The following is a 23,374-nucleotide window of genomic DNA, read 5'->3' as shown; positions in this document are numbered from 1 at the left end:
TTTAGTAATCATAACTGCCGTAAATGTTTATGTGATCGAACTGATTTCATTAATTATGAAGCTCATGTTAAAGAATCCCATAGGCGAATTGATTATTCCTCTGGGTTATTGCAAACGGAATAGCATTTAATAACTAATAAATCGCTATTGGCCCATAAGGACCATCGATAATCTCTATTTTTGTTTCGAAAATATCTGTTAAAATTGCTGGATCCATAACCTCTTCTACTGTTCCAAAAGCGGCAATTTGTCCATTTTTCATAGCACATATTCTATCAGAATATTTGGCTGCAAAATTGATATCATGCATAACAGTCAGAATTGTTCTTCCAAATTCATTAGCAGCATGCCTCAAATGCTCCATCATTTGAACAGAGCGAGCAACATCAAGATTGTTCAGAGGCTCGTCCAAAAGGACATATTCAGTCTCTTGGCACAAAACCATTGCTACATATGCCCTTTGCCTTTGACCACCAGAAAGCTCATCTAAATATCTATTTTCTAAATCTGTCAAATCTAAAAAATCGATATATTTGGAAATAATGGCCTCATCCTCTTTAGTTAATCTTCCTTTTGAATAAGGAAAACGTCCAAAACCCGCTAGTTGCCTAACAGTAAGCTTCGTTACAAAATGATTTTCTTGTCGTAAAATAGTCAAAACTTTTGCTAAGTCTTCTGATTTCGTTTTAGAAACATCCATATTGGCCACCCTGATTTGACCTTCATCCATACCCAAAAGTCTGCCGATCATCAGAAGTGTCGTGGACTTTCCAGCGCCATTTGGCCCAATTAAAGAAGTAAGACCAGCTTTAGGTATTTCAATATTTAATGGTCCTATACTTACCTCATTAGTATACAACTTTCTAACATTATCAATTTTTATCATAAAGCCCTCTTCCTTAAGACTACAATTAGAAATGTTATTCCACCAAACAGTTCGATAATAACTGAAACTACACCTTGAGCATTGAAAATATGGTACATAAAAAAGTATGCAGCCGTTATTATCACAAATCCGATAGCAAAAGCCATTGGAAATATATATTTATGATCATACGTGGGTGCTGCTTGATAACTCAAAGTTGCAACTAAAAATCCATAGAAAGTAAGTGGTCCAACTAAAGCCGTTGAAATGGACATCAAAATAGCAACCAATACAAGAGTATAAATTACGCCAAATTTATGATTAACTCCCAAAGAAGGGGAGACATCCTTCCCAAGTGACAATACATTTAATTTCTTGGAATAAGCAAAAATAAGGAATGCTGCAATTATCACGATTGGAATTGCAATAGGAAAATAGCCAACATCCGCATTATTAACAGAAGCAAACAATCTGGCCTGTAGAACATCAAACTCAGACGGCGCAAGAAGCCTTCTCATAAAAGATGACAAAGATTTCAGCCCAACTCCAATAATTATTCCAACCAAAAGCATAATTTGTAAGTTTCCATACTTTCCAGAAAGCAACCATCCATATAGTATCAAACAAAGCAAAACCATAAGGACAACTTGAAATACGAATGATCCAATACCAGTAAAACTTATAAATGCACTGACACCAAAGAAAAACATTGTACTAGTATGAATTGCTGAGTAAAGTGCTTCAAAACCTAAAAGCGAAGGAGTTATAATCCTATTATTCGTAATCGATTGGAAAGCAACGGTCGCCAAGCTCTGACAAATTGCTGCAATAATCATTGCACCAAGAGCTACCATTCTTCTTCTGACAACTGGGATAAAAGAAGGAGAATCTACTGGAACTGGATTGTTATAAACCAAAAGCCCATACGCTGAAAGAATGCCCAAAACAATCAATGTTATCAGCAAAATCCAATAACGTTTCTCTTCCTTCTTAGAACGAAAAGCTCTGGCTGACCTATTTTTATTATGAAGGCTAGGATTGATTTTGACATTTTCTTGATTCCTATATTCTAATGTGCTCATCTTAGCCTCCTTTGTCTCAATAAAATAGCAATAAATACGACTGCCCCCACTGTTCCAAGAATTAAAGAGACAGGTACTTCAAAAGGCATTATAATTGTTCGAGAAATAATGTCACAAACCGTTATAGTACCCATTCCCAACACACATACCCAAGGCAAATTACTCCTCAGATCATCTCCTCTAAACATTGAAACAATATTGGGCACGATTAACCCCAAAAAAGGTAAATTCCCAATAACAGCTGCAACAATTCCAACTGCAACGGAAATAAGACCCGTACCGAGAAGAACGATCCTATTATAATTTACTCCAAGACTTGTTGAAACATCTTCCCCTAGTCCAGCTATAGTTAACCGATCAGCAAACATAAAAATAAAAAAAGTAACGATAATAATTAACCATAAATATTCATATCTTCCAACTTGAACTGGTGCAAAAGAACCTACGAACCAAGTTTCAATATTTTGCGTCATTTGAAAAACGAGGCCAATAAAAGTGGACACTGCGGAAATAATTGCTCCAAGCATCATCCCAATAATCGGAACAATTAAAGACGAACGAAGTTTGACTCTTCTTAAAAACAAAAAGAAAATCATCGTTCCTATAAAAGAAAAAATGATTGCACCAGTCATTCTTAAAACTAAAGAGGGTGCAGGGAATAATATATAAACAAAAAGAAGTCCCATACCTGACCATTCAATTGTTCCTGTTGTGGTAGGTTCAACTAAACGATTCTGTGTAATCAGCTGCATTACGAGTCCTGCCATTGACATTGCAGCTCCAGTAAGCATTAGTGCAGCTGTTCTTGGAACACGAGTTATGAAAAACATTTCCATTCCATCCTCTTGTCCCTTTATATCATAAGCACCAGTAAACAGTGATATAATGCCTAAAATAATAACAGCTATAATCGCTAATATAAATGGTTTTGTCCATATCTTATTGTGGTTATAAAGCTGGGGTTGAGAATTTTTCCCAACCCCAGCAATTATATTTTTCAGCACTATAGTTATACTCCTTTAAACTACTTAGCTAAAGTACTTGCAATGTTATTAAATACTTCTATAAAAGTTTGAATTGATTCATTGGTGTAAGTATCATTTGGTGCATAAACAATCTGCCCTTTCGTAACAGCAGTTACATTTTGAAGAGCAGGTGAATTATTAATAACATCCTGAGCAGGAACGGCATCAGTTGTAGAAGATACTGCAGCATCACGATCTAGTACAAAAATCCACTCAGGATTACTTTGTGCAATAGCTTCAACAGAAACCTCATCACCTTGATGATCTGAAGAAGAACCGTCAACTTCTAATGCTGGAACCCATCCGAAAATCTCATACATTGGTCCCCAAACACGTCCAGAATGAGGAGCCGAAAAACCAATATTTCCACCAGAAACTATAACACTCATAACTGTATCTGTTCCATTATATGCAGACTTAGCACCTTCGACAGCTTTATCAAAATCAGCTATCAATTGTTTAGCCTCTTCATTCTTATCAAAAATTTTCCCCAAAGAGATAGTAGAATCCTTAAGTCCATTTACTAAGTTTTCTCCCGGTGTAGATGCTTTTTCTGAAACATCAAAATTAAGATCAATAACAGCTGCATTTGGCACTAATTTTTTTATCTCTTCATAATAGCTAGCAAATCTTTGACCGATAATTACAAGTTCAGGGTCTGCCGCTGCTAAGATCTCAAGATTTGGTTCACGGTGATTCCCAATATTTTGAACGGAGTCATCCTTTACATATGGTGAATCCGCGGGCATTACATCCTTTGGAGCAGCCGCTAGTTGAATTCCCCAATCAGATAAAGTTTCAAAAGTCCTACTATCCAAAGAAACTACATTTTTGGGGTTTACAGGGACAGTAACGGTTCCATGAGCATCAGTGATTTCAACCGTCGAAGGTTTCTCAGATTGATTCGACGCAGCAGGTTGATTCGACGCAGTTGATTGATTCGATGCGGCAGGTTTATTACTTGAGTTCGAGCAAGCTGATAAAACCAAAGCAAAAATGGCAAAAATGGCAACTGTTAATTTTAAGTAATTAGATTTTCTCATATATCCTCCTAAGATATAAGCTTAATAGACAAGCAAATTATTGAATTAATGAAATTAATATCTGCACTATATTTTTTATGTGCTTTTTATTCAGCTGGCCGCTGACGAGAGCGACGAAGCTGATCAAGGAAGCGACTAAGATCAGCGTCTTTTAAGCGGTAAGTATTTAAGCGGCTAACAGTACGTCAATCAATTTCTGCCAGAAAGATGTTGCGCTGGAGAAGAATGACCCGCAGACCAGCCTATTCAGCAGCAGATGATAAATGCTCCGACCTTCCCTCCGGAAGAGCATCTGGTACAGCAGGCCCGCGAACAATACCACAAGTTCGACCACAAAGTAAAAACGGACACTTTTACTCATTAAAGTCAGCATGATCATCGAGAAATCACCGTAAAGCCAGGCGGACATACCCTGAATCAAATTGTATTTATACGCGAAAAAAGTCGTGGCTGAATTTACAATGCCGCCAAACATCAAACCGACCAGCGGAATGAAGATAGTGTCTTTGAATTTCAGACGGCTTAAAATTTTCATAAAAATAAATATACCTACCAGGGAGCATACAAATTCATCAGCGGTCCGGCTGAGTTGAACAGCATCAGCGATACCATAAGATGAAGTTGACGGAATCCTCAGTACCCGTCGTGGTCGGGGATACGAACTTTGTTGTGGGTGAGCTGCTGCATAATTGAGTCCGACGAGGCTCATATTGACGCCGATAATTACGATGTTATTCCATCGGGGTACCCGGCTAATCCACAAAATCCCCCCATTGTTTGCTATCAAATCGAAATATCTCCAGTGGTGAAATATCCTAAGTCCCGATAATTAGGGAAGCTATGGATAATAGAATGAACAAAGCTGCTAAATCTTCTTCATCTCTCGTCCTTACTTTCCTTCCCCTGGCCTAGAGGAAGTCAAAGTTATTGCTGCCGGCAAGACAGACGGGTTTTTTGATCAATAATGATAATCATTATCAATCCATCATTATTTAGCCTAAATTATACCGTCACCTTTGTCAACCATTTTAAATTTAATTTTTAGTAAGTTCTCACCCTAATTCATAGCAGCTAGGATCATCAGCTGTTTGGCATGAAATAAAGGCAATTGAGGCATAGTAACGTCTGATACGGGCTATAGAAGACAGATCATCAAGGAGGATGCTTCAAATGGATAACACACATGAGTTCGTTGAGGAGCTGCATGATAAGCAGGCCAAGGATGAAGCTAATAAACGACGTCAGGGAAAAGGGAACCCTGCAGGCCAGCTCCCCAGCAAACCCCACGGCACGCAGAAATAGCTTCACCGGTCCGATGGTACGCCAAAAAGGCCAAAAAGCCGCACTTGCAGGCCAATCTGCAAGTGCGACTTTTTAGTAATGTTATAGGGATGATCCACTTTTTAGCACCGCATGACCTATCCGCGGTATTTGTCAGTGCCGGATATGAAATCATCCGAAGCACCCTTTCCGTCCTTGGAATGGTTCTTGAACTGGCTTAGACGCCCAGCACCACCTTCGCCACCGTTGCCGGTCGTTGCATTCTGCCCGTTGCTGCTGCCATTGCCAGCTTTCTTGTCTCGCTTCGCCACGCTGCGATTCACCTCCAGACCCTACAAGCTAAGAGTGTCATCGCTAGTTAGCGTCTGCCGCGGGAACCGTTTTTATACCCTTGCAGGGCAACCCTTCCAGGCCGGAATAGCAGGGCTTAGTTATTGTCCTTAATTGTTACCGTTACCGGTGAATACTCTGCAATAACGGTCTGGCCATGCACGGACACGCTGCCTTCCGGAGAAATATCCTTCTCGGTCATGATACCCAAGGCAATTGTAAAGCGGTTGAACTTGATCGGAACACCGCTCTCCCGGCGTACTTCTTTCCCATTGAGATAGAAGATAACCTCGTCCTGAGCCCGGTTATAAGTGATTTTATAAGTATTGAATTCACGCGCTTCAAAGTCTGTATCCTCCTTGAACACGCAGAAGTATTTCGTCTTGTCGCTATCCGGTACTTTAACACCCGGGAATGGCAAAACTGCATAGACACTCGCGTATTTATCATTTCCCGCGAAGAAATCCAGCGCCGCCCCAGTCGTGAAGTCAAGCAGATTCAGTGATACATAACCGTCATATAAATCGCCGGGCACCGTATTCTGTGTACGGGCACGGATTTGCAATTCGAAGCTGACCTCGCCCTCTTCCGGAACGACGACATCCTCAACCGAATAATACATATGCTTGGCATTATCGAGAATTTGGATCTGATGGTTCTGACGGCTTAATGGTGCACGGACATACAAAATCCCGTTGCGTACAATAACCACCGCTTCAGGCTCACGGTATTCCCAGAACGAGCCGTCAGGCAGCGGGAAGCCGCCTATTTTCCAAACCTGTCCTTCATTTAAAATCGTATGAAAATCTCCAAATATTTTTTGCTCTTCCATATAGGTTCGTCTCACTTTCTCTTCGAATTTATTGAATCATGCCCTGGATGAACAATGTTACAATCATAATCAGGCCACAGCGGACCGATGCCTTCTGCGAAGCCCCCATTAGCGGCAAGTATGCCGTGGAGGGATTATGCTCCTTCAATCTGCCGTATACCCGATATAACGGAATCGCCGTGACTAGCCCAATCAAGGAATAGACCGGCAGAATTCGAAGTACAACACACAGAATTAGCGAAGCATAAGCAAGCAGCAGCAACATTTTGGAGAAGCCCAAAGCCCGTTTCTCGCCCCATACCACGACCAATGTATTTTTGCCGGCCTGCTTGTCCGCCTGCCAGTGCAGGAAATGGTGATTAAACAACAGCAGTGTCGTCAAAATCCCAATCGGCAGCGACAGCAAGGCTGAGCGAAAGCTCAAGTCTCCTGTCTGCACGTAGTATGATCCCATAATGGGCAGAACGCCAAAAGAGAGCAGGATGGCCAGCTCACTAAGGCCTTTCCCTCGGTATCCAAACTGGATAGGAGGCGCTACATAATAATACGCGATCAGTCCCCCCAGCGCCGAGAAGATAAGAATGGGCCAGCCGCTGAATATACTAAGCACGACGCCGCAAAGTACAGCCAAGCTGAGCAATGACCAGGTAATTATGGCAAAGGTTCTCTCCGACATGGTTCCGTTATCCAGATAACCGGAATTGGTCGAGATTACCTCAGGAGTGTTATTGGCTGCCGTATCTGCACCGCTGCGGTAATCCCACAGATCATTGATCATATTCGAGAACAGATGCGCCGCACCCGCACCGATTAATGTAATAATAAAAAGCATCGGATGAAATATGCCCTTCCACACGTAGGCCCCAAGTGCTCCGAGGAATACAGGAACCAGCATGACGGGAATCACTTTGAACCGTGAAGCCTTTTTGAATCTTGACCATACGCTAACCAGCTACTCCACGCTCCTTTCATAGTTGTAAATGTGATATTTATCACTTTTCATTATACACCTTTTCATTAGGAGGGATAGTGGAAAAATGGTTCACCTAGCAACTGGACTAAAGTCTAGATTTTTACTTCCCCCGAGACCGAAGTGAGGCATGGACATTTATGTTACGATACTAGCAGATAATTTTTGAAGTGAGTGTTCAAAAAACGCAGTTTTGAACTACCTCTTGAAAGGACGGTAATCAATGAATAAGAAATCCTGGTTTGGCCCGGTGCTCATTCTGCTCGGCTTGTACCTGCTCTTCTTCCGCAGAGAAGCGATTAGTGCCGGCACCTTGTTCGGACAATTCTGGCCAACGATGTTCGTATTGCCCCTCGGTCTATTCTTCCACTGGATGTACTTCTCTGTAACCAGCCGCAGAGCAACCGGACTGTTGATCCCTGGCGGCATATTGTTCACCGTAGGACTTGTCTGCCAAATCTCCACCCTGTTCGATAGCTGGCAGTATTTATGGCCAGGCTTCATTCTAGCTCCTGCAGTGGGACTGTTCGAATTCTACTGGTTTGGCAACCGCAACAAGTACCTGCTCATCCCGATTAACATTTTGGCTGGTCTCTCCTTGCTGTTCTTCGCTGTATTTTCGCTCGGAGCGCTGTACAACCGTATGATCTTCGGACAACCTGTGTTAGCTATTGCCCTCGTGATTATCGGCGCCGGAATTATGATTGCACCAAAAAAGCGGATCTAAATGATCCGCTTTTCTTTGCGTTCAAAACAGCTTACTTTCAGCTGTCGAACTGCCTCTTTTATAAGGATATAAGGATCGCCGCAGTAAGGACTATTATCCTCGCTCCATTCATCATCATAAAGTTTTTGACTGCGAGTCCAAATGTATCCTTCTTCGTCTGAAGCCTGGTGAAACGTCCGATGTTTTTATTAATGGGAATCAGGGTTAATAAAGTCAGCAGACAGAGCAGCGGGTTAACCCCCAGGAAGATCAGGACGATCAGATCGATGAAGCCGACATAATACAGCAGTCTGAACAGCATTAAAGCATTCGCTCTGCCAATATAGACTGGAAGGGTATATCTCTTGTTCTCAATATCCTCTTCGATATCACAGATGTTGTTGGCCAGCATAATGTTCGCAATACCCAGAATTGCCGGAATCGATACGAAGAAGAGAAGCACAACCTCCAAAAGATGCACCTGAAGTACAACCACTCCCCCTTCCAGCACCAGAGAGGCCAATCGGTCCCCGGCCTGAATATAAGCGGATATGAACATAATGACAAAGCCCATGAACAAACCCGAGAAGATCTCCCCCAGCGGCATTCTTGAAATCGGAATGGGCCCGAACGAGTAGAGAATCCCTACCGCAAAGGAAAGTCCACCCAGCAGCAGGATGAGCAGATCTGTCTTAAACACCAAAGCGATCCCAGCGCTTACCGCTATTAACAGTAATACACCAATCAGCAATACGACCCGCGCTGGCTTCATACGGTGACTCACGATCGGATTATGGATCTCATAGCCATAGCCATGCTTCCGGGCTGCTTTTTTATAGTCGTAAAAATTGTTCAAGGCCGTTGTGGCCATGTCGAAGCTGAGCAATGAGAACAGCATTAACAGAAAATGCTCTGGCTTGAATGCCTGAAAACGAAATATCGCATATACCGTTCCGAACAGGAAGGGGATCATACTCGCCGTCTTCGTCTTAATTTCTACTAGCTGCAAAAATTTCTTAATCGCCATACTTAGTGTCATTCCCTCTATTCTATATGTCCTTGACAATTCATAATCATTACACACTTTTCGACATGAATCCAGCTTTCCATTCATACTTTTTTCTATTTTTTCCGGGTAATTTGATGATGATGGAGGATAATTCTGTAAACATGTAGAAATTAAATGAGGTGCGTTCAATACACTAATCTCCTATATTTCCAATAATTATCTGTTCCATAGGGGGCACTAAATGATGCAAAGGAGATCACGAAACCTGCTGCTCGCCGTGGCTTATCTGGCCGGCCTGGCACTCGCCCTCTATTGCGAGTCGCATGAGCTGCACCTTATTTTTAGCATCTCATTGTCGTTCACAAACGTTATCCTGCTGCTGTTGCTTCGCTGCTATGGCAATATATATGGTCTTGCTGCGGCCGTTCTTGTCTACGGCGTATCCCTATTCATATGGGATAGACCTTATATTGTGCTGCTATCTTTGCTTGAGATCATAGCCATCGGCCTTTCACTGAAGTGGAGCAAGAGAGACCGGATGCTGCGCACGGATGCATTGTTCTGGATGGTGATCGGGATTCCGGCTATTTTCCTGGCTTATTGGACGATGTACCATACCGTCTCCATGGAGCTATGGCTGCTGATCACGATATTTGCGACCAATGGGCTGTTTAATGTGATGTTTGCCGATATCATATGGAAATACCTGCCTAAGCGCTGGTTGAAGCCGGGAATTTCATTCCGGATCGAACCGCTATTTTTCAGTAAAGTATTGTTCCATATCATCATTGTTTCTATCGCACTGCCGTTTCTTATCTTTATCTTAAATAACAGCTGGAGCAGTTATGCTTCAGTATCGCAGTATTCCTACAAGCTGGCATCCAGTGCAGCCAGCTCGATATCCAAAGAATTATCGGCCTTGCAGCAAATGAACAGCCAGCCGCTGTCCATAGAAGATTACCGCGTCTATATTCAGGAGCTTGCACAGCAGCCGATGTCAGACGGATATTATCAGATCGCCATCATCGACCATAACAACTCCATCATCGCTTCCAGCCATACTCCGATTCCATCAGAAGGCTCCCATCACTATGACATCGATCCACCTCACACATCAAGCAAGCATGAATTTTATATGAATGTGCCTGCCTATGACAACCGGATCTTTCCGATTCAAGGGTGGAACGAAGCGTCTTATGTCTATCAAATGCCGCTTGAGACCCAGTCCTCGGGAGCGCTGCAATTATTCGTGTATGTTCCGATGACGCATGACCAGGAACTGATCTATAAACAATTTCTCATTCAGTTTCTGAGTCTGCTGCTGTTCGTCATCTGCGGCTCAACGATCGGCCAATGGCTGAACCATCGCCTGCTGCGCGGATTGACACAGCTCGCTATTCTGACGACGGATTTGCCCGACAAGCTGTATACCGTCCAGAAGATCAAATGGCCGGAGAGCTCGATCTACGAAATCCGCTCACTGATTCACAACTTCAAATACATGTCCGGCAATTTGATTCATATGTTCCAGAACTCGCTCAAGAATACTCGATTGTTGGAGGAACAGACGACCCGGCTCATTAAATCAGAGAAGAAGCTGCATCATTTAGCGTACTATGATGAATTGACCGGACTGCCTAATCGTCTTCACTTCCAGGAATACATCAAGACGCTGGGACTCGATAAACCGATCGACGATACTCCGGAGGATTCGCCCGCCTTTGCTATTATGTTCGCTGACCTGAACCGCTTCAAACAGGTCAACGATACGCTTGGGCATGCTATCGGCAATGAACTGCTTCATGACATAGCTCAGCGCTTCTCCCGAATTATATCGGAGCAATGCAAGGTGTTCCGGCTGAGCGGAGATGAGTTCTTGTTCATTCTTCATTACGAGCATATTTCCGATGTTCAGCAAATCGCCCAGACTATCTGCGATATATGCGAGGAACCGTTCGAGATTAATGGGCGGGCACTCTATATGTCTGTAAGCGTCGGCATCAGTGTATATCCCTACGATGGAAATGATATCGATGCTGTCATGCGTAATGCCGATATCGCGATGTATGTAGCCAAGGAGCAAGGCGACGGTTTATATCATTTCTACGATAGTCTGATTGAGAACCAGCGCGAGGAGAATATGCGGCTCGAGAACGAGCTGAAAGCCGCTCTTCTGGATGGTCAATTCAAGCTATATTATCAGCCGAAAATCGATGCCTCTTCAGGTGAGGTCATCGGAGCGGAGGCCTTGATCCGCTGGCTTCATCCGGAATACGGCATGGTGTCTCCAGCCAAGTTCATCCCGCTTGCGGAAAATTCCGGAGTCATCCTTGATATTGACGAATGGGTGCTGCAAGAAGCCTGCCGCCAGAATAAAATCTGGCAGCTGGAAGGAATGCCTCGCTTCCCGGTCGCCGTCAATATCTCGGCCCGCCATTTCTACCAAAGCAACTTGATTCCGACAATTACCCGAATTCTCCATGAGACCGGTTTGGAGCCACAGTACCTCTTGCTTGAGATTACCGAGGGAACGCTGATTAGAAACGTGGAGTATGGCGTGCGGATGATGGAGGATTTGAAGACAATGGGGATCCATATTTCTATGGATGATTTTGGAACCGGTTATTCCTCGCTCAGCCAGCTGGATCGCTTGCCTATCAGCGAGATGAAGCTGGACCGCTCCTTCATTCAAGGCATTACCGAAGACAGCCGGAAATCCTCGATCGTACGTGCCGTTATTGAACTCGGGCATCATATGGATCTTAGGGTCGTTGCCGAAGGAATCGAATCGCCGGATGAGCTTAAATATTTGACCGATCTGGAATGCGATCAATTTCAGGGTTATCTGTTCAGCAAGCCTCTGCCAGAGCTGGAGTTCTCCCGATTCGTGCTGCGCTGGGATGGAAGCTCGATGCCGGCGGATGGATCAGCCTCTGCAGGATAATAGTTTACGAATAGGGCCGCCATCAGTTACAATCCAGATTAGATAAGCATCTCATGTGCCATGCAACCCATGCCGTTAAGCTCGGCATCTTATTATCCGGCCAAGGGAGGCTTATTTAGCGGCATGAAATTGGGAAAATGGAAAATTAAGAAGATGTATATTTATCTAACCGCGGCCTTGCTTCTACTTCTGGGAGCAGGACTCTATATGTATTGGAAGTTCGAGCCCTCCGCCCACTTCCGCAATGCCGCTATTCCGGTACTGGCTGTACCCAAGCCGGAGACGGCCGCCCCAACACCCCAGAGCGAGACGGGGCAGACGGATCCCTCACCTCAGAATCCTGCCCCAACCGATTCCAAACAGACCAGCTTCAATATTCTCATTCTCGGAACCGATGCCAGAGATAATGAGGCGTCACGAACCGATGTCATCATGCTCGCTCACGTAAATCCTGATAAGAATACGATTAGCCTAATCTCTATTCCTCGCGATACCCAGGTGAATATTCCCGGGGTTGGCTACACCAAGATTAACCACGCCCATATCCTCGGAGAAATGAATGGCGATACCCATACCGGCACACTTGCTTCGATTCAAGCCGTCAGTAATCTCTTCTCCTGTTCGATCAACTACTATATCAAGACAGATTTCGAAGGCTTTGAACATTTCATTGATACCATTGGCGGGCTCGATGTCCATCTCGATAAACCCGTTAAGTTGACGTATGGCCACAAAACCTTCCCAGCCGGGGATAATCACCTTAGCGGTGCTGAGGCGCTGGATCTCGTACGTGAGCGCAAATCACTACCGGGAGGCGATTCCGGCAGACAGGCCAATCAAGCCATGGTATTAAAGGAAATTGTCCGCACGGTCATCAAACCTCAGAACATTACCAAGCTTCCTTCCCTGATCGGCCAGGTTAGGGAGGATATTCTCGATACAAACTTAAGCGACAGTGATATCATCAGCCTGGCCTGGATGGCCAAAGACATGAAAGAAGACAATTTCCAGTATGTACAGCTGCCTGGACATAGCGGTAGAGCCATGGATCCGATCGTCAAATCGAATCTGTACTATTGGATTCCCGATATGGAGGAATGGGCTGAATCTTCACAGCACTTATTGGAGGACTAAAAAATGAAAGGATATGAAATGCGAAATTCTAAATCTTTTATCGTCTTGCTGATTATCATGACCTTCTGTTATCTCATTCCCGCCTCCGGAAGCGCGCTTGCCGCGGACCAGACACCCCTATTTACGATTAACGTAAAGGAGGCAGGAGCCAAGGGGGATGGAATCGCTAATGATACCGAAGCCTTCTTAAGCGCATTGGAGACTGCGGCGGGCAAGCCCGGAGGAGGCAAAGTCCTCGTCCCCGAAGGAACCTATCTCATTGACTTGGACGAACCCCTCCGGGTTGAGAGCTATGTCCATGTGATTGGTAAGGGCGAGCCCGTGCTGAAGTTCACCAAGCTCTCCTCCTCCGCTTCCTTTGGTTATGAAGCCTTTTGGATTACCGGACAGCATATCCGCATCGACGGGATTCATATTGATGGGAATCACAAATTAATAAGAGGAATTGGCATCCACACCGGCTCAAAGGATGTGACGATCACCAATTCCTCTATTCAGAACATTACCCAAGCGGATGATCCGAAGCTGCCGCAATACAATGCCTTGATCTCCGCAATCCTGATCTATGGCAATACCGAACGCATTACAATTCAACAGTCGTCGATCACCGGTATCTCCGCAATTCATAGCGATCCGATCGCCCGGGGCATTTTAGTGTGGAGCGAGCCTGGACAGCCCTTTGCCCGCAACGTAAAAATTATGAATAACATTTTCGCCTACATTACTCCCCGAGAAGATGCAGACGCGATCTACTTCGACAAGACTCCTTCGGGAACCAGCCGTTCAGACTCGTTGATTCAGGGAAATCGCATCCACCATGTTGCCAAGCGGGGCATCAAGATTGCTGCCCCTGGCGTTACGGTCAAGGATAATCACATCACGAACTCCTATAACGGAGATAATCCATACCGCTTCTTCCCGGTTCAGGACCCGATTCCGCAGGACATGTTCGCAGCGATATCGGTGTATGCCAGTCATGTACAGGTCATGAACAATACGATCGATGGTGTAGGCAGTTACTATTCGGCAATCGAAGCAGACATGGGGAGCCTGACGGACATTGTCATTGAAAACAACAAAATTTCCAATGGTGCAAACACCAATCTTACGGACACCAACGGTATACGCCTGGGAAGCATCCGTAATTTTAAAATCGCCAATAATACAATATCCAACATGCGTTCGGGAATCTTCTCTCCAATCAGTCAGAACCAGAGCGGTATTATATCGAATAATACAATTTCTAATGTGGAATACGGCATTTTATTCCTCGCTCCTACGATGCCTTATACCGAATCGAAGGTACAGGTCAAAAATAATAAGATCAAAGCCCATCAGGACCATATTCTCTCACTTGCTAATCTCGATTAACCGCGCCAACCTTATTCCCCCACGGCAGCAATCTCAAGCTCGGCGTCCTGCAAATACTGCGCCACATCCATGGACGCCGCCGCTTCCGAGGTCTCCAATCCCTTGGACTGATCCCGGCGCAGAACGACTCCAATCGTCTGAACCAGAATCTTCAAGTCCAGAATCGGTGAATAATTCTTAATATACATCATGTCATACCGCAGTTTATCCGACGGTGTCGTCGTATAATTAGCCATGACCTGAGCCAGTCCGGTAAGCCCGGGCTTCACCATTAAACGATACGTATAATGAGGCAATTCGAGCTTGAACTGCTCTACGAAGTAGGCCCGTTCCGGTCTTGGACCCACCAGGCTCATCTCACCGCGCAGCACATTAATCAATTGCGGAAGCTCATCAAGCCGGGTCGCGCGAATAAATTGCCCGAAGCGGGTAATTCTGGCGTCTCCGGCCCCGGCCAGAACCGGCCCTGTATGCTGCTCCGCATTATCTACCATGCTGCGGAACTTAAATACACAGAACTCCTCACCATGAAGACCCACCCGCTCTTGCATGAACAGCGCCTTGCCTTGCGACGTCATCGGGATGATCACCCACATCAGCAGCATGATCGGCGAGGCTATCAATAACAGCAGCGATGAAATCACGAGATCGATGCAGCGCTTAGCGAAGCGCTCCCAGATTGTCAGCTCTGGCGGCATCATTGAATAGACCATGAGATCATCAATCTGCTGCATCTCGGCTTTCATTAAATACAGCTCATAGAAATCAGGAATTAGTAAAACCTCGATATTACGCTGGCCCGCAGCCTGAATCAGCTCTGTCTTCACCTGATCCGGAATGTCTGGACCAAACATCAGCACGTCGATTTCCTCCCAGAAGGAAGGGGTCAGTTCCCTCTCTTCACGGCCTACAATGAACACCCGTTGGATACGGAACCATATCTGGCCTCCGGTTATCACCTTACGCAGTGTATGTATCGAAGAAGGCTCGGCATTGACAACGAGCAGCACTCGCTTCTTGCCAAAGCCGCGAATCTGAACGAAGAACAACATCAGCCTCAGACTGAATGTCAGCACCAGTTGGATCAGAAAGGCGATCACGACGACGCTGCGCGGCAAACTGAAGGTTCTAACCCAATAGTTCAATACAATCAGCTCAGCGACGAAGACCACATGAGCAACGATCAAATTAAACAGCCATTTGGTCGGCTTCTGTCTTCCGGCAAAATCATACAGGTTGAAGAAATAATAGGTAACGGCTGTGAACAAGCCTAACCAAGGAGCATAGTGGAAGAAGGACTGCCATTGCTCCTGCGGCACATCCCCCTGAAATTTCAGATTATAGGCCAGCAAATAGCTGACATAAATAAATAGGCAATCCAAGATCAACACGACGACCTTCGAGCCGCTTAACCGAATCAACTTAATCACGGTTCATACCCCCGGAGATAAACCCTTTTGTTCATATATACTGGTCCACTGCGTAACAATAACTTCGATGTCAAATCGTTCTTGCACATATTTTCTGGCCCGTTCCCCCATCTCCTCAAGTTCGGCTAAGGGGCAGGACATTAATGCAAGCATACGATCGCTTAACTGGCCGCAGTCCCCAGGTGGGGCCAGCAAGCCTGTGATGCCATCTTGCACCGCCTCCCGATTGCCGCCTACATCCGTTGCCACCATTGGAAGACCGCTAGCAGATGCCTCCAATAACACCATAGGGAAGCCCTCCCATCTCGAGGACATCACATAAGCATTGGCCAAATTCATCAAAGCGGGGATATCTCTGCGGATCCCAAGGAGCTTTACATTCCGTTCAATCCCCAGCTCCTTGCTATACTGCTCAAGCGCCACCCGTTCCGTTCCTGTTCCAGCTATAAGCAATATGCTGTCCGGGCGCTTTGCGAGTACGGTTTTGAAGGCGTCCAGCATATTCGGATAATCCTTCTCTGGAACAAGCCGTCCGACCGCTAACCATACGAACTGGCCCGGTTTGATATCCAGCTCCTTGTTCAATGATTCGCTGGCTTGTGCCTGGCCGAAGCTGTCCAGGGTGATTCCGTTCGGAACAAACCTTATCTTATGTGCAGGAACGACCTTGCGCGCCACATACTGTCTGACGGCCTCTTCGCTCACATTTGTCGTCAGCTCACAGAGCGGATCCGTGACACGATAGAGCCACTCGCGGGCTTTACCCCCTTCATTGACATTATGGGCGGTGCAGATGAGTGCCGGCATCGAGATGAATAGACGGGTCACCCGTGCCAATATGTTGGCATGAACCAGATGACTGTGCACAATATCCGGCCGAAATTGCTGTACAATCCGTCGTAATCGGAATACTGCCCGCGGATCGGGTACCCCCTTTGTCATGCCAAGCGTCCGAACCTCTACTCCAAGTTTATCGAGCTCATCCAGATAGGCTTCCGGCTTAATCATGCTAACGATCATAGGCTGGTGTCCCCTATTCAGGAATTCTCTGCAAAGCTGAACCACCTGATTCTCGGCTCCCGCATAATTAAGACCGGTGAGTATGAACATAATTTTGAGCATGATCCTGACTGACCTCCTTATCTTTGCCCGGGGCCATTGCACAAGCCAGCAAAGCGAGCAGCAGATATTCAAAGTTAAAGCCCATATCTCCGCTAAGCAGAGCTGTTCCCAGTGTCTGCAGCAGCAATACAGCCAGGGCAAGCGAATGGCGGGCTGACACCAGTGAGAACACATACGCCAGGAACCAAAGGCTAAACCCGATGATCCCCAGCTCGGAAGCGATCTCCAACACTACATTATGAGGAAAATCGCGAGCCAGCGGAGGTGTCACACTCCCTATGCCTGCACCCACAAAGGGATGAGCGCTCCATTGATCCATCGCTTTGGACTGCAAATCGAGCCGGCCGATATAATTGGCATCACCCACCAGCTGACTACGATTAAAAAATATGGTGAATCTGCTTGTACTCACCCAAGCCTGAAGCTCATCCGCATAATGAGCCGCCACTAGACCGCCAATACATAACACAAATAGCACTCCGGCAACATATCTTCGTAAATATCGAAGCTCGCCGCGCTTATATTTTCCGTATAAAATATAGGCAACAGCCAAGCCGTTAGCGATCACAAAGGCAGCTATAGGGCCGCGGGATTGTGTAGCAAATGCCGATGCACCCGCTGCAGCAATCGCAACGACCCGAATGGGCCACGGAATTCTCTTCCCCCATATACAGACAGTTATCGTGATCAGCGACATGCGGGCATTAAAGATCGGATTGCTGTTCGGCAGCGACAGCCGGCCCGGATACATCTCCGAATATTCTCCAAACAGGAGATGAGCCAAAGCAAAAGCAAGGCCGAATAGCGCAAGCACAGTCCAGGAGAACCTGCGATATTTCTTGTAAATAATATAGGCATACAGCCCGGGAATAACGGCATGGACGGCGAGAATAGCCAGCTTGCTGAGCCCAGCCGAGCCTGGTACAGTCCAGACCAGGCTGGCCACTCCATAGAAGAACCAGAGCCCCCACAGCCACACGCCTTGGTCCTTAAGCAGCACATGTGCCTCTTTCTCCCGACTGAACCAGGCAATGGCTGCAGGCATGAAGGGAATTGCCAGCAACAGGAAGAGAGCATTCCCGGGGAACACCTGCTTATAGAAGTATCCGAACATATCAAAATAAAGACAGAAGCCGACCACATAAGCAGCATCAATCTTCAGCTTGAAATACAGGATGCATTGCAGCAGGAAGAGGAAGAATATCGCGGCCAACACTAACAGCAATGCTATATGCAAGCTCATTTTGGTCCGTCCTTTTTCGCGATCCGCTCCATATAGTCCACCCTTTCCGCTTCCTTCTCTGCGGTATCCAGATGCTTGATCAGGCTCCGATTTACCCTGCTTCCGCGCCATTTCTCAATAAAGCCTTCAATTCGTTCCTGATCCAGGCTTGTGCTCCCCGGCACATTTTTCAATTCAAGAATAAAAGGAACCGGCTCCGGGAAATCCGTATCCTTATAACCAATAATGACGGGCAAGCCATAGGCCAGATATTCTCTTACTTTAAGCGGAGAAGCCTCAGCCATTCGTTTGCGGTATAAGGCCAACGTGCCGACAGCCACATCCGCCTCGTTCATCAGCGGCTCATATTCAGCCCGCACCAAATTGCCATGGAAGGTCATATTAACGGGTGCAGGATCTTCCAGGTGAGAAGCATAGATTCCGACCAGATCGAACCGCCAATCCGGATGAGCCAACGCGAGCCGGGCAATCTCATCAACCCCATGCCAGGATTGGCCATGGGTTCCTATGAAGATAATTCTCGTACCCTCTCTCTTTTCTGGCGAAGATACAGCCACATTAGACAGATCGATTCCATTACCGATAATCACCTTATCCCGAATGTATTTCCGGAAATGCGCTTCCTCAGCCAGCTCAGCGCTTACGAACACATATCCGGATGTTGCCCTAAGTACGGCGGCCCGGGTCAGTCGATGGTACAAATATCTGAGTTTGCTTCCACTCTGCATCTCTATCAAATCATTCGTATTCACTTCTATAATAGAAGGTATGCGTCTCAACAAAGATGGCAGTCCGGGATAATACAGATCGAACCGATGATATACGACATCCGGCTTCCACCGCTTAACCTCGGCAATTAATCGACGGAAGTCTGATAATCGTCCGAATCCTCCACGATAATGCTGTATATGCAGGGGAATGTCCTGGAACTCCTGATTCCAGTCCTGTTCCCAGTGATGTGTATACAGAAACAGGCTTACATCATGCCCAAGCCTGGACCAGGCCATAACCTGGCCTAGCACCTTCTTGAACACGCCGCTGCCCGGTCCTTCATTCCAATGAATCAGATAGGCAATCTTCATCCTGTCTCCCTCTTACAATTGAATTCATTGATTTTATCTACACCATAGGCGTAAAGGATGCTACTGTAGTTCTTCAATACAACGTCTGAATACTTTGCGGTCTAGGGAACGGACCAGACGGCTGTTATGCCATAGCAGCGTGAAATCCCCCTGGTATTTGACGCATTCCCGATAATAATGGCTGATCTTGGCAAAAGCCTGTTCTTCGTCTGATCCGCTGCACATCGCATCCAGCACAGTTAGTTCCATCACGACCAAAGGCCGCTCTCTGAGCTTCAGCGCCATTCCCGTGCGCAGGTTGAATACCGGGTATTCATAACATGTTCCACAGCGGAACCCCGGTCTGTCTGAATAGCCGAGCGTACTGTCATACTGCAGTCCGGCCTCCTCCCATCCCTGCCAGGTATCCGGAGCTTTCCATCTCAGAAAATGCTGACGTCCTCCCCATTGCTCCTGGCGAATTCCGGCTAATTCAGCCTCGTGGCACAAAATCCGGAACTCCCGCTTAATCTGCTGCGGAGAAAGATATGTCCGATAGCTCGGATGCAAACCTATCTCGTGCCCTCGCTCATGGATACGAACCATCAGGGAATGGACCTCGGGATCATTAATCGAGTAATTGCCGTCAATATCCGCCTCGGTCTGCTCCGTAATAAAATAGAAGCTGCTGCGTATCCCGGCGCGTTCACTAAGTTCCATCATCCAGTCAAATGTGTTAAACGGATCCCGCTCCAGCGTCGTTACCCCTGAGCCGATCATTCTCGCCTTACGCATCGCCGATTCAAGCTGTCTCCGCTTAATGGCATCGCCAAGGCTCTCCTTGGCGATGCTGAAGTTGCTGCGGCGAAACGTGAAGAACGGATAGTCGACATCATGGCTAATTACTTTGCGGCTCTCCCTCCGCTTCCGCTTCAACCCCGGCCATAGCGAGTTCAACATGCTCCATAACAGTTCGGTATATCGGTTCACGATCGGATAGTCGAGGAACCCCTCTTGATAGGCTAAAGACTGCTCGGAAGGAAAGCGATCATGGCCGTCCCGTTCCTGGCAGACCAATTCCTCATATCTTGTCAGCATGAAGAAGCAGCTGCCGAACAGATCCAGGCTGCACTGAATGGACGGCGGATCTATCTGTAATGACATGGACTGTACAGAGGAATCCCTCAGCCCATAAATCATCGGAAGGCTCCCCTGCCCTGTCACTTCCAGCTTGGCGAGCGGCCTATTGGGAAGAGATTCGGGCTTCAGCCATTCCTCTTCACGCTTTGAGAACAGTACATCGGCCAGCACCAATCTGTGCTCATTTCCTTCCGGCAGCGTAATCTCTACCTCATTACGCTGTTCGAACTCAACTTCATAGTTGATCCCCAGAAACTCTGTGAATAGAACATGGAAAATATATTTCCGTTCTGCAGGTCTTGATAATGGACAACTGATCTTAAGCATCCCTTACTTAACCTCCCTGTTCCGCTCCCTGTTCTGCAGCATGATGGCGATACTTCTTCACGGCAGTCCAGGACAACCCCAAGTGAATCAAATAACCCAGCGTAGAAGCCAAGCCGTATATTAATATTGCGGTTCCAGCGCTCTGCCCCGTATATTTGGCCAGCAACAGTGCTCCAAGCACGATGGTTACACGAGCGATCTCACGATATAAGTGAAGATCCTGCCGCTCCATCACATCGATGGTTGAGCCGACGGAATTGGCCACGAATTGGCTTAAATACATGATCCCTAGCAACCTGACATAATTCCCGGCACTTGCCCATTCGCTCCCGAATAGCGTAGAGAACATGGATGGCAGCAGCACAACCATAATTAATATAATCAATAATCCAATTAGAAAAATATTGCGTACTGTCTTGATAAACAAAGGGTACAGCTTATGTCTGGCCCGCAGCATATACTCGGATGACTCCGATAAATAGACGTTCATTACCGATGAGGTAATCAGCGTCATCGGTGAACCGAGAATCCGCTGACTGAGCGCAAACCACCCGGCGACCTGTGGTCCATAGAAAGCAGCCAACAGAATCGTAGGCAAATAGATTCCCAGACTATTCAGCATATTTGAGGCCAGTGATAACTGAGGGAAGCGGCGATACCGATAGGCGCTCTCCTTAAGATTTTCCCAGTTCACTTCTATTTGCTGCTGCTTCACATCCCTGCGCCAAAGTCTCCACTGCGGAATAAGTCCGCCAAGACGGCCGAGCACATCGCCGATGATGAGTCCGGAAGGACCCGGCAGCAAGCGGGCCAATGCCAGCTGTGAAGAGACGAGTGTAATGCTCTGGGTGTATTTGGTTCGTGAGATCTGCCTGAAATATTTTTTGCGGACAGACCAGGTATTCAGAATTTGATAGAAGCCGGCGAAGAACAAGCTGACAATAAAAAAGGGGAAATATTGCTTAATATCCGCTTCATTTGTCCATACGGATAGCGGATGGGCCAGGAAATAGACGCCGACTCCGCCCAGAATGCTGACAACTATACAAATTCGCAGGGATAGACTTAACAGGCTGCTGGCCATTTTGTCCTCTTCAGGCAGGGTAATCGCATTTTCATAGGAGAAGGATACAAGCATGAGCATGATGGAGATGATGGAAGTGTACATAGAATACACGCCGTATTCAGTGGGACTATAGAGGCGGGTAATGAACGGCAATGCAATCAAGATAATGACTTGACTCACCATGGTACCGCTAGCTAAGACGACGACATTCCGAAAAAAACTGTCCAGAGATATTTTTTTGAGATATTTCCACATAACCCCTCGATTATTGAAGTGACGCCCTGATAGTCTTAGCGACAAACCGCTGGGTTGCTTCCTCAATTTGCGGCCAAATCGGCAAAGACAAGACTTCGCCAGAGATTCGTTCCGCAACAGGCATGCTGACATTCATAGATTGATAGACAGGCAATCGATGGACTGGCAGCGGATAATAGATCATCGTGCTGATTCCTTCTTCAAGCAGCTTGGCCTGCAATTCGTCGCGCTTGCCGTTCCGAACACGGATCGTATATTGGTGGTAGACGTGACGGCTATACTGCTCTTCCACAGGCAAAACGATGCCTTCGCACTCGCCAAGCAGCCGTCTGTAGCGCGCCGCTGCCTGACGGCGGCCTTCATTCCATTCGTCGATATACGGCAGCTTCACTCTAAGAATAGCGGCCTGAATCTCATCGAGCCGGGAGTTGAAGCCAATCATCTCGTTATAATACTTCTTCTTGGAGCCATGTGCGCGAAGCATCACAGCTTGTTCTGCCAGATCAGGATCATTTGTTGCGACGAGCCCTCCGTCCCCGTATGCGCCAAGATTCTTGGATGGGAAAAAGGAGTAGCAGCCCATATCGCCGATCGTTCCGACTTTGCGGCCTTTATATTCGCCCCCGAACGCTTGGGCAACATCCTCAATAACCTTCAAATGATGCAGCCTTGCCAGCTCCATAATCGGGTCCATATCGGCGGATTGGCCGAACAGGTGCACAGGAATAATCGCCTTGGTCTTCTCAGTCAGAGCGGCTTGAAGCAAATTCGTGTCCATATTGTACGTATTCGGATCGATATCTACGAACACAGGAATGGCACCGATCCGGCTAATCGCCTCCGCAGTCGCAAAAAAGGTGAACGGAGTTGTAATCACCTCATCTCCCGCTCCTATTCCGCATGCCAGCAAGGCGATGACCAGGGCATCCGTACCGGAATTCAGGGCTACGGCATCATTCATCCCCAGATACTCGGCGACTTCACGCTCGAAATCCTTGACATTCTGGCCCATAATAAACACTCCGCGATCAAGGACACTCTCAATTGCACTCATTATTTGCGGCTTCAACGCCTGAACCTCGCAGCTAAGATCCAATACAGGAATCTTGCCTGGAACGGCTATCTCTCTACGATCCAT

Annotated in this window: 21 protein-coding genes; 5 read left to right on the top strand and 16 right to left on the bottom strand. The window is 46.6% G+C overall.

The features are described from left to right. Window positions 1-133: 133 nt before the first annotated feature. The 5 genes from BN1360_RS05200 to BN1360_RS05180 form a co-directional block, all read right to left on the bottom strand. Window positions 134-886, bottom strand: a complete 753-nt coding sequence (locus BN1360_RS05200) for an iron ABC transporter ATP-binding protein (protein WP_068778831.1) — start codon at window positions 884-886, stop codon at window positions 134-136. Beyond that, complete coding sequence (locus BN1360_RS05195) at window positions 883-1,947, bottom strand: iron chelate uptake ABC transporter family permease subunit (RefSeq protein WP_068778830.1); 1,065 nt, start codon at window positions 1,945-1,947, stop codon at window positions 883-885. The genes BN1360_RS05200 and BN1360_RS05195 overlap by 4 nt, the downstream gene beginning before the upstream one ends. Further along, a complete protein-coding gene (locus tag BN1360_RS05190) occupies window positions 1,944-2,951 on the bottom strand; it encodes an ABC transporter permease (RefSeq protein WP_068778829.1) in 1,008 nt (335 codons plus the stop codon). The genes BN1360_RS05195 and BN1360_RS05190 overlap by 4 nt, the downstream gene beginning before the upstream one ends. Before the next feature lie 20 nt (window positions 2,952-2,971). Then, on the bottom strand, window positions 2,972-4,015 hold the full coding sequence (locus BN1360_RS05185; protein ID WP_068778828.1) for a siderophore ABC transporter substrate-binding protein: 1,044 nt from the start codon (window positions 4,013-4,015) through the stop codon (window positions 2,972-2,974). Between the two features lie 166 nt (window positions 4,016-4,181). Then, the gene (locus BN1360_RS05180; protein WP_068778827.1) at window positions 4,182-4,802 is read right to left on the bottom strand and encodes a hypothetical protein; all 621 of its coding nucleotides are present in this window, start codon (window positions 4,800-4,802) and stop codon (window positions 4,182-4,184) included. A gap of 383 nt (window positions 4,803-5,185) precedes the next feature. On the opposite strand from BN1360_RS05180, the gene BN1360_RS05175 reads away from it, so the two are divergent. After that, window positions 5,186-5,317 carry a DUF4023 domain-containing protein gene (locus tag BN1360_RS05175; RefSeq protein WP_082789936.1) on the top strand — a complete coding sequence of 44 codons (132 nt, stop codon included), beginning with the start codon at window positions 5,186-5,188 and terminating at the stop codon, window positions 5,315-5,317. Window positions 5,318-5,433: 116 nt separating this feature from the next. On the opposite strand, the gene BN1360_RS05170 is transcribed toward BN1360_RS05175, so the two are convergent. From BN1360_RS05170 to BN1360_RS05160, 3 genes are all read right to left on the bottom strand, one after another. Beyond that, complete coding sequence (locus BN1360_RS05170; RefSeq protein ID WP_229520822.1) at window positions 5,434-5,607, bottom strand: hypothetical protein; 174 nt, start codon at window positions 5,605-5,607, stop codon at window positions 5,434-5,436. A gap of 116 nt (window positions 5,608-5,723) precedes the next feature. Continuing rightward, window positions 5,724-6,458, bottom strand: coding sequence for a DUF6081 family protein (locus BN1360_RS05165; protein ID WP_068778825.1), 735 nt, complete (start codon window positions 6,456-6,458; stop codon window positions 5,724-5,726). 28 nt (window positions 6,459-6,486) lie between these two features. Continuing rightward, window positions 6,487-7,353 carry a prenyltransferase gene (locus tag BN1360_RS05160; protein ID WP_068778824.1) on the bottom strand — a complete coding sequence of 289 codons (867 nt, stop codon included), beginning with the start codon at window positions 7,351-7,353 and terminating at the stop codon, window positions 6,487-6,489. A gap of 298 nt (window positions 7,354-7,651) precedes the next feature. On the opposite strand from BN1360_RS05160, the gene BN1360_RS05155 reads away from it, so the two are divergent. Continuing rightward, window positions 7,652-8,155 carry a hypothetical protein gene (locus BN1360_RS05155; RefSeq protein ID WP_068778823.1) on the top strand — a complete coding sequence of 168 codons (504 nt, stop codon included), beginning with the start codon at window positions 7,652-7,654 and terminating at the stop codon, window positions 8,153-8,155. A gap of 58 nt (window positions 8,156-8,213) precedes the next feature. Here the strand turns inward: BN1360_RS05155 and menA are convergent, their stop codons facing one another. Next, window positions 8,214-9,161: a 1,4-dihydroxy-2-naphthoate polyprenyltransferase gene (menA, locus tag BN1360_RS05150; protein ID WP_068778822.1), complete on the bottom strand. Its 948-nt coding sequence runs from the start codon at window positions 9,159-9,161 to the stop codon at window positions 8,214-8,216. A gap of 223 nt (window positions 9,162-9,384) precedes the next feature. Between menA and BN1360_RS05145 the strand changes: the two genes are divergently transcribed. The 3 genes from BN1360_RS05145 (at window position 9,385) to BN1360_RS05135 (ending at window position 14,592) form a co-directional block, all read left to right on the top strand. Continuing rightward, entirely contained in the window at window positions 9,385-12,087 is a 2,703-nt protein-coding gene (locus BN1360_RS05145) for a putative bifunctional diguanylate cyclase/phosphodiesterase (RefSeq protein ID WP_068778821.1), read from the top strand. A 123-nt stretch (window positions 12,088-12,210) separates the two neighbouring features. Beyond that, window positions 12,211-13,221, top strand: coding sequence for an LCP family protein (locus tag BN1360_RS05140; protein WP_068778820.1), 1,011 nt, complete (start codon window positions 12,211-12,213; stop codon window positions 13,219-13,221). A 3-nt stretch (window positions 13,222-13,224) separates the two neighbouring features. Beyond that, the gene (locus BN1360_RS05135) at window positions 13,225-14,592 is read left to right on the top strand and encodes a right-handed parallel beta-helix repeat-containing protein (RefSeq protein WP_068778819.1); all 1,368 of its coding nucleotides are present in this window, start codon (window positions 13,225-13,227) and stop codon (window positions 14,590-14,592) included. 11 nt (window positions 14,593-14,603) lie between these two features. On the opposite strand, the gene BN1360_RS05130 is transcribed toward BN1360_RS05135, so the two are convergent. Genes BN1360_RS05130 through BN1360_RS05100 form a run of 7 tightly spaced genes read right to left on the bottom strand, consistent with a single transcriptional unit; the run spans window position 14,604 to window position 23,374 of the window. Beyond that, the gene (locus BN1360_RS05130; RefSeq protein ID WP_068778818.1) at window positions 14,604-16,022 is read right to left on the bottom strand and encodes a sugar transferase; all 1,419 of its coding nucleotides are present in this window, start codon (window positions 16,020-16,022) and stop codon (window positions 14,604-14,606) included. Between the two features lie 3 nt (window positions 16,023-16,025). Further along, complete coding sequence (locus BN1360_RS05125) at window positions 16,026-17,144, bottom strand: glycosyltransferase (protein ID WP_069188285.1); 1,119 nt, start codon at window positions 17,142-17,144, stop codon at window positions 16,026-16,028. Further along, on the bottom strand, window positions 17,110-18,387 hold the full coding sequence (locus tag BN1360_RS05120) for an O-antigen ligase family protein (protein WP_068778817.1): 1,278 nt from the start codon (window positions 18,385-18,387) through the stop codon (window positions 17,110-17,112). The genes BN1360_RS05125 and BN1360_RS05120 overlap by 35 nt, the downstream gene beginning before the upstream one ends. Next, window positions 18,384-19,469: a glycosyltransferase gene (locus tag BN1360_RS05115; RefSeq protein ID WP_068778816.1), complete on the bottom strand. Its 1,086-nt coding sequence runs from the start codon at window positions 19,467-19,469 to the stop codon at window positions 18,384-18,386. The genes BN1360_RS05120 and BN1360_RS05115 overlap by 4 nt, the downstream gene beginning before the upstream one ends. 60 nt (window positions 19,470-19,529) lie before the next feature. Then, entirely contained in the window at window positions 19,530-20,915 is a 1,386-nt protein-coding gene (locus BN1360_RS05110; protein ID WP_068778815.1) for a polysaccharide deacetylase family protein, read from the bottom strand. 7 nt (window positions 20,916-20,922) lie between these two features. Then, the gene (locus BN1360_RS05105; protein WP_068778814.1) at window positions 20,923-22,236 is read right to left on the bottom strand and encodes a lipopolysaccharide biosynthesis protein; all 1,314 of its coding nucleotides are present in this window, start codon (window positions 22,234-22,236) and stop codon (window positions 20,923-20,925) included. 10 nt (window positions 22,237-22,246) lie between these two features. After that, window positions 22,247-23,374 carry a DegT/DnrJ/EryC1/StrS family aminotransferase gene (locus BN1360_RS05100; protein WP_068778813.1) on the bottom strand — a complete coding sequence of 376 codons (1,128 nt, stop codon included), beginning with the start codon at window positions 23,372-23,374 and terminating at the stop codon, window positions 22,247-22,249.

The sequence above is a fragment of the Paenibacillus sp. GM2 genome, assembly GCF_900069005.2.
GTDB lineage: Bacteria > Bacillota > Bacilli > Paenibacillales > Paenibacillaceae > Fontibacillus.
This window is presented reverse-complemented; position numbering and strand designations above follow the sequence as displayed.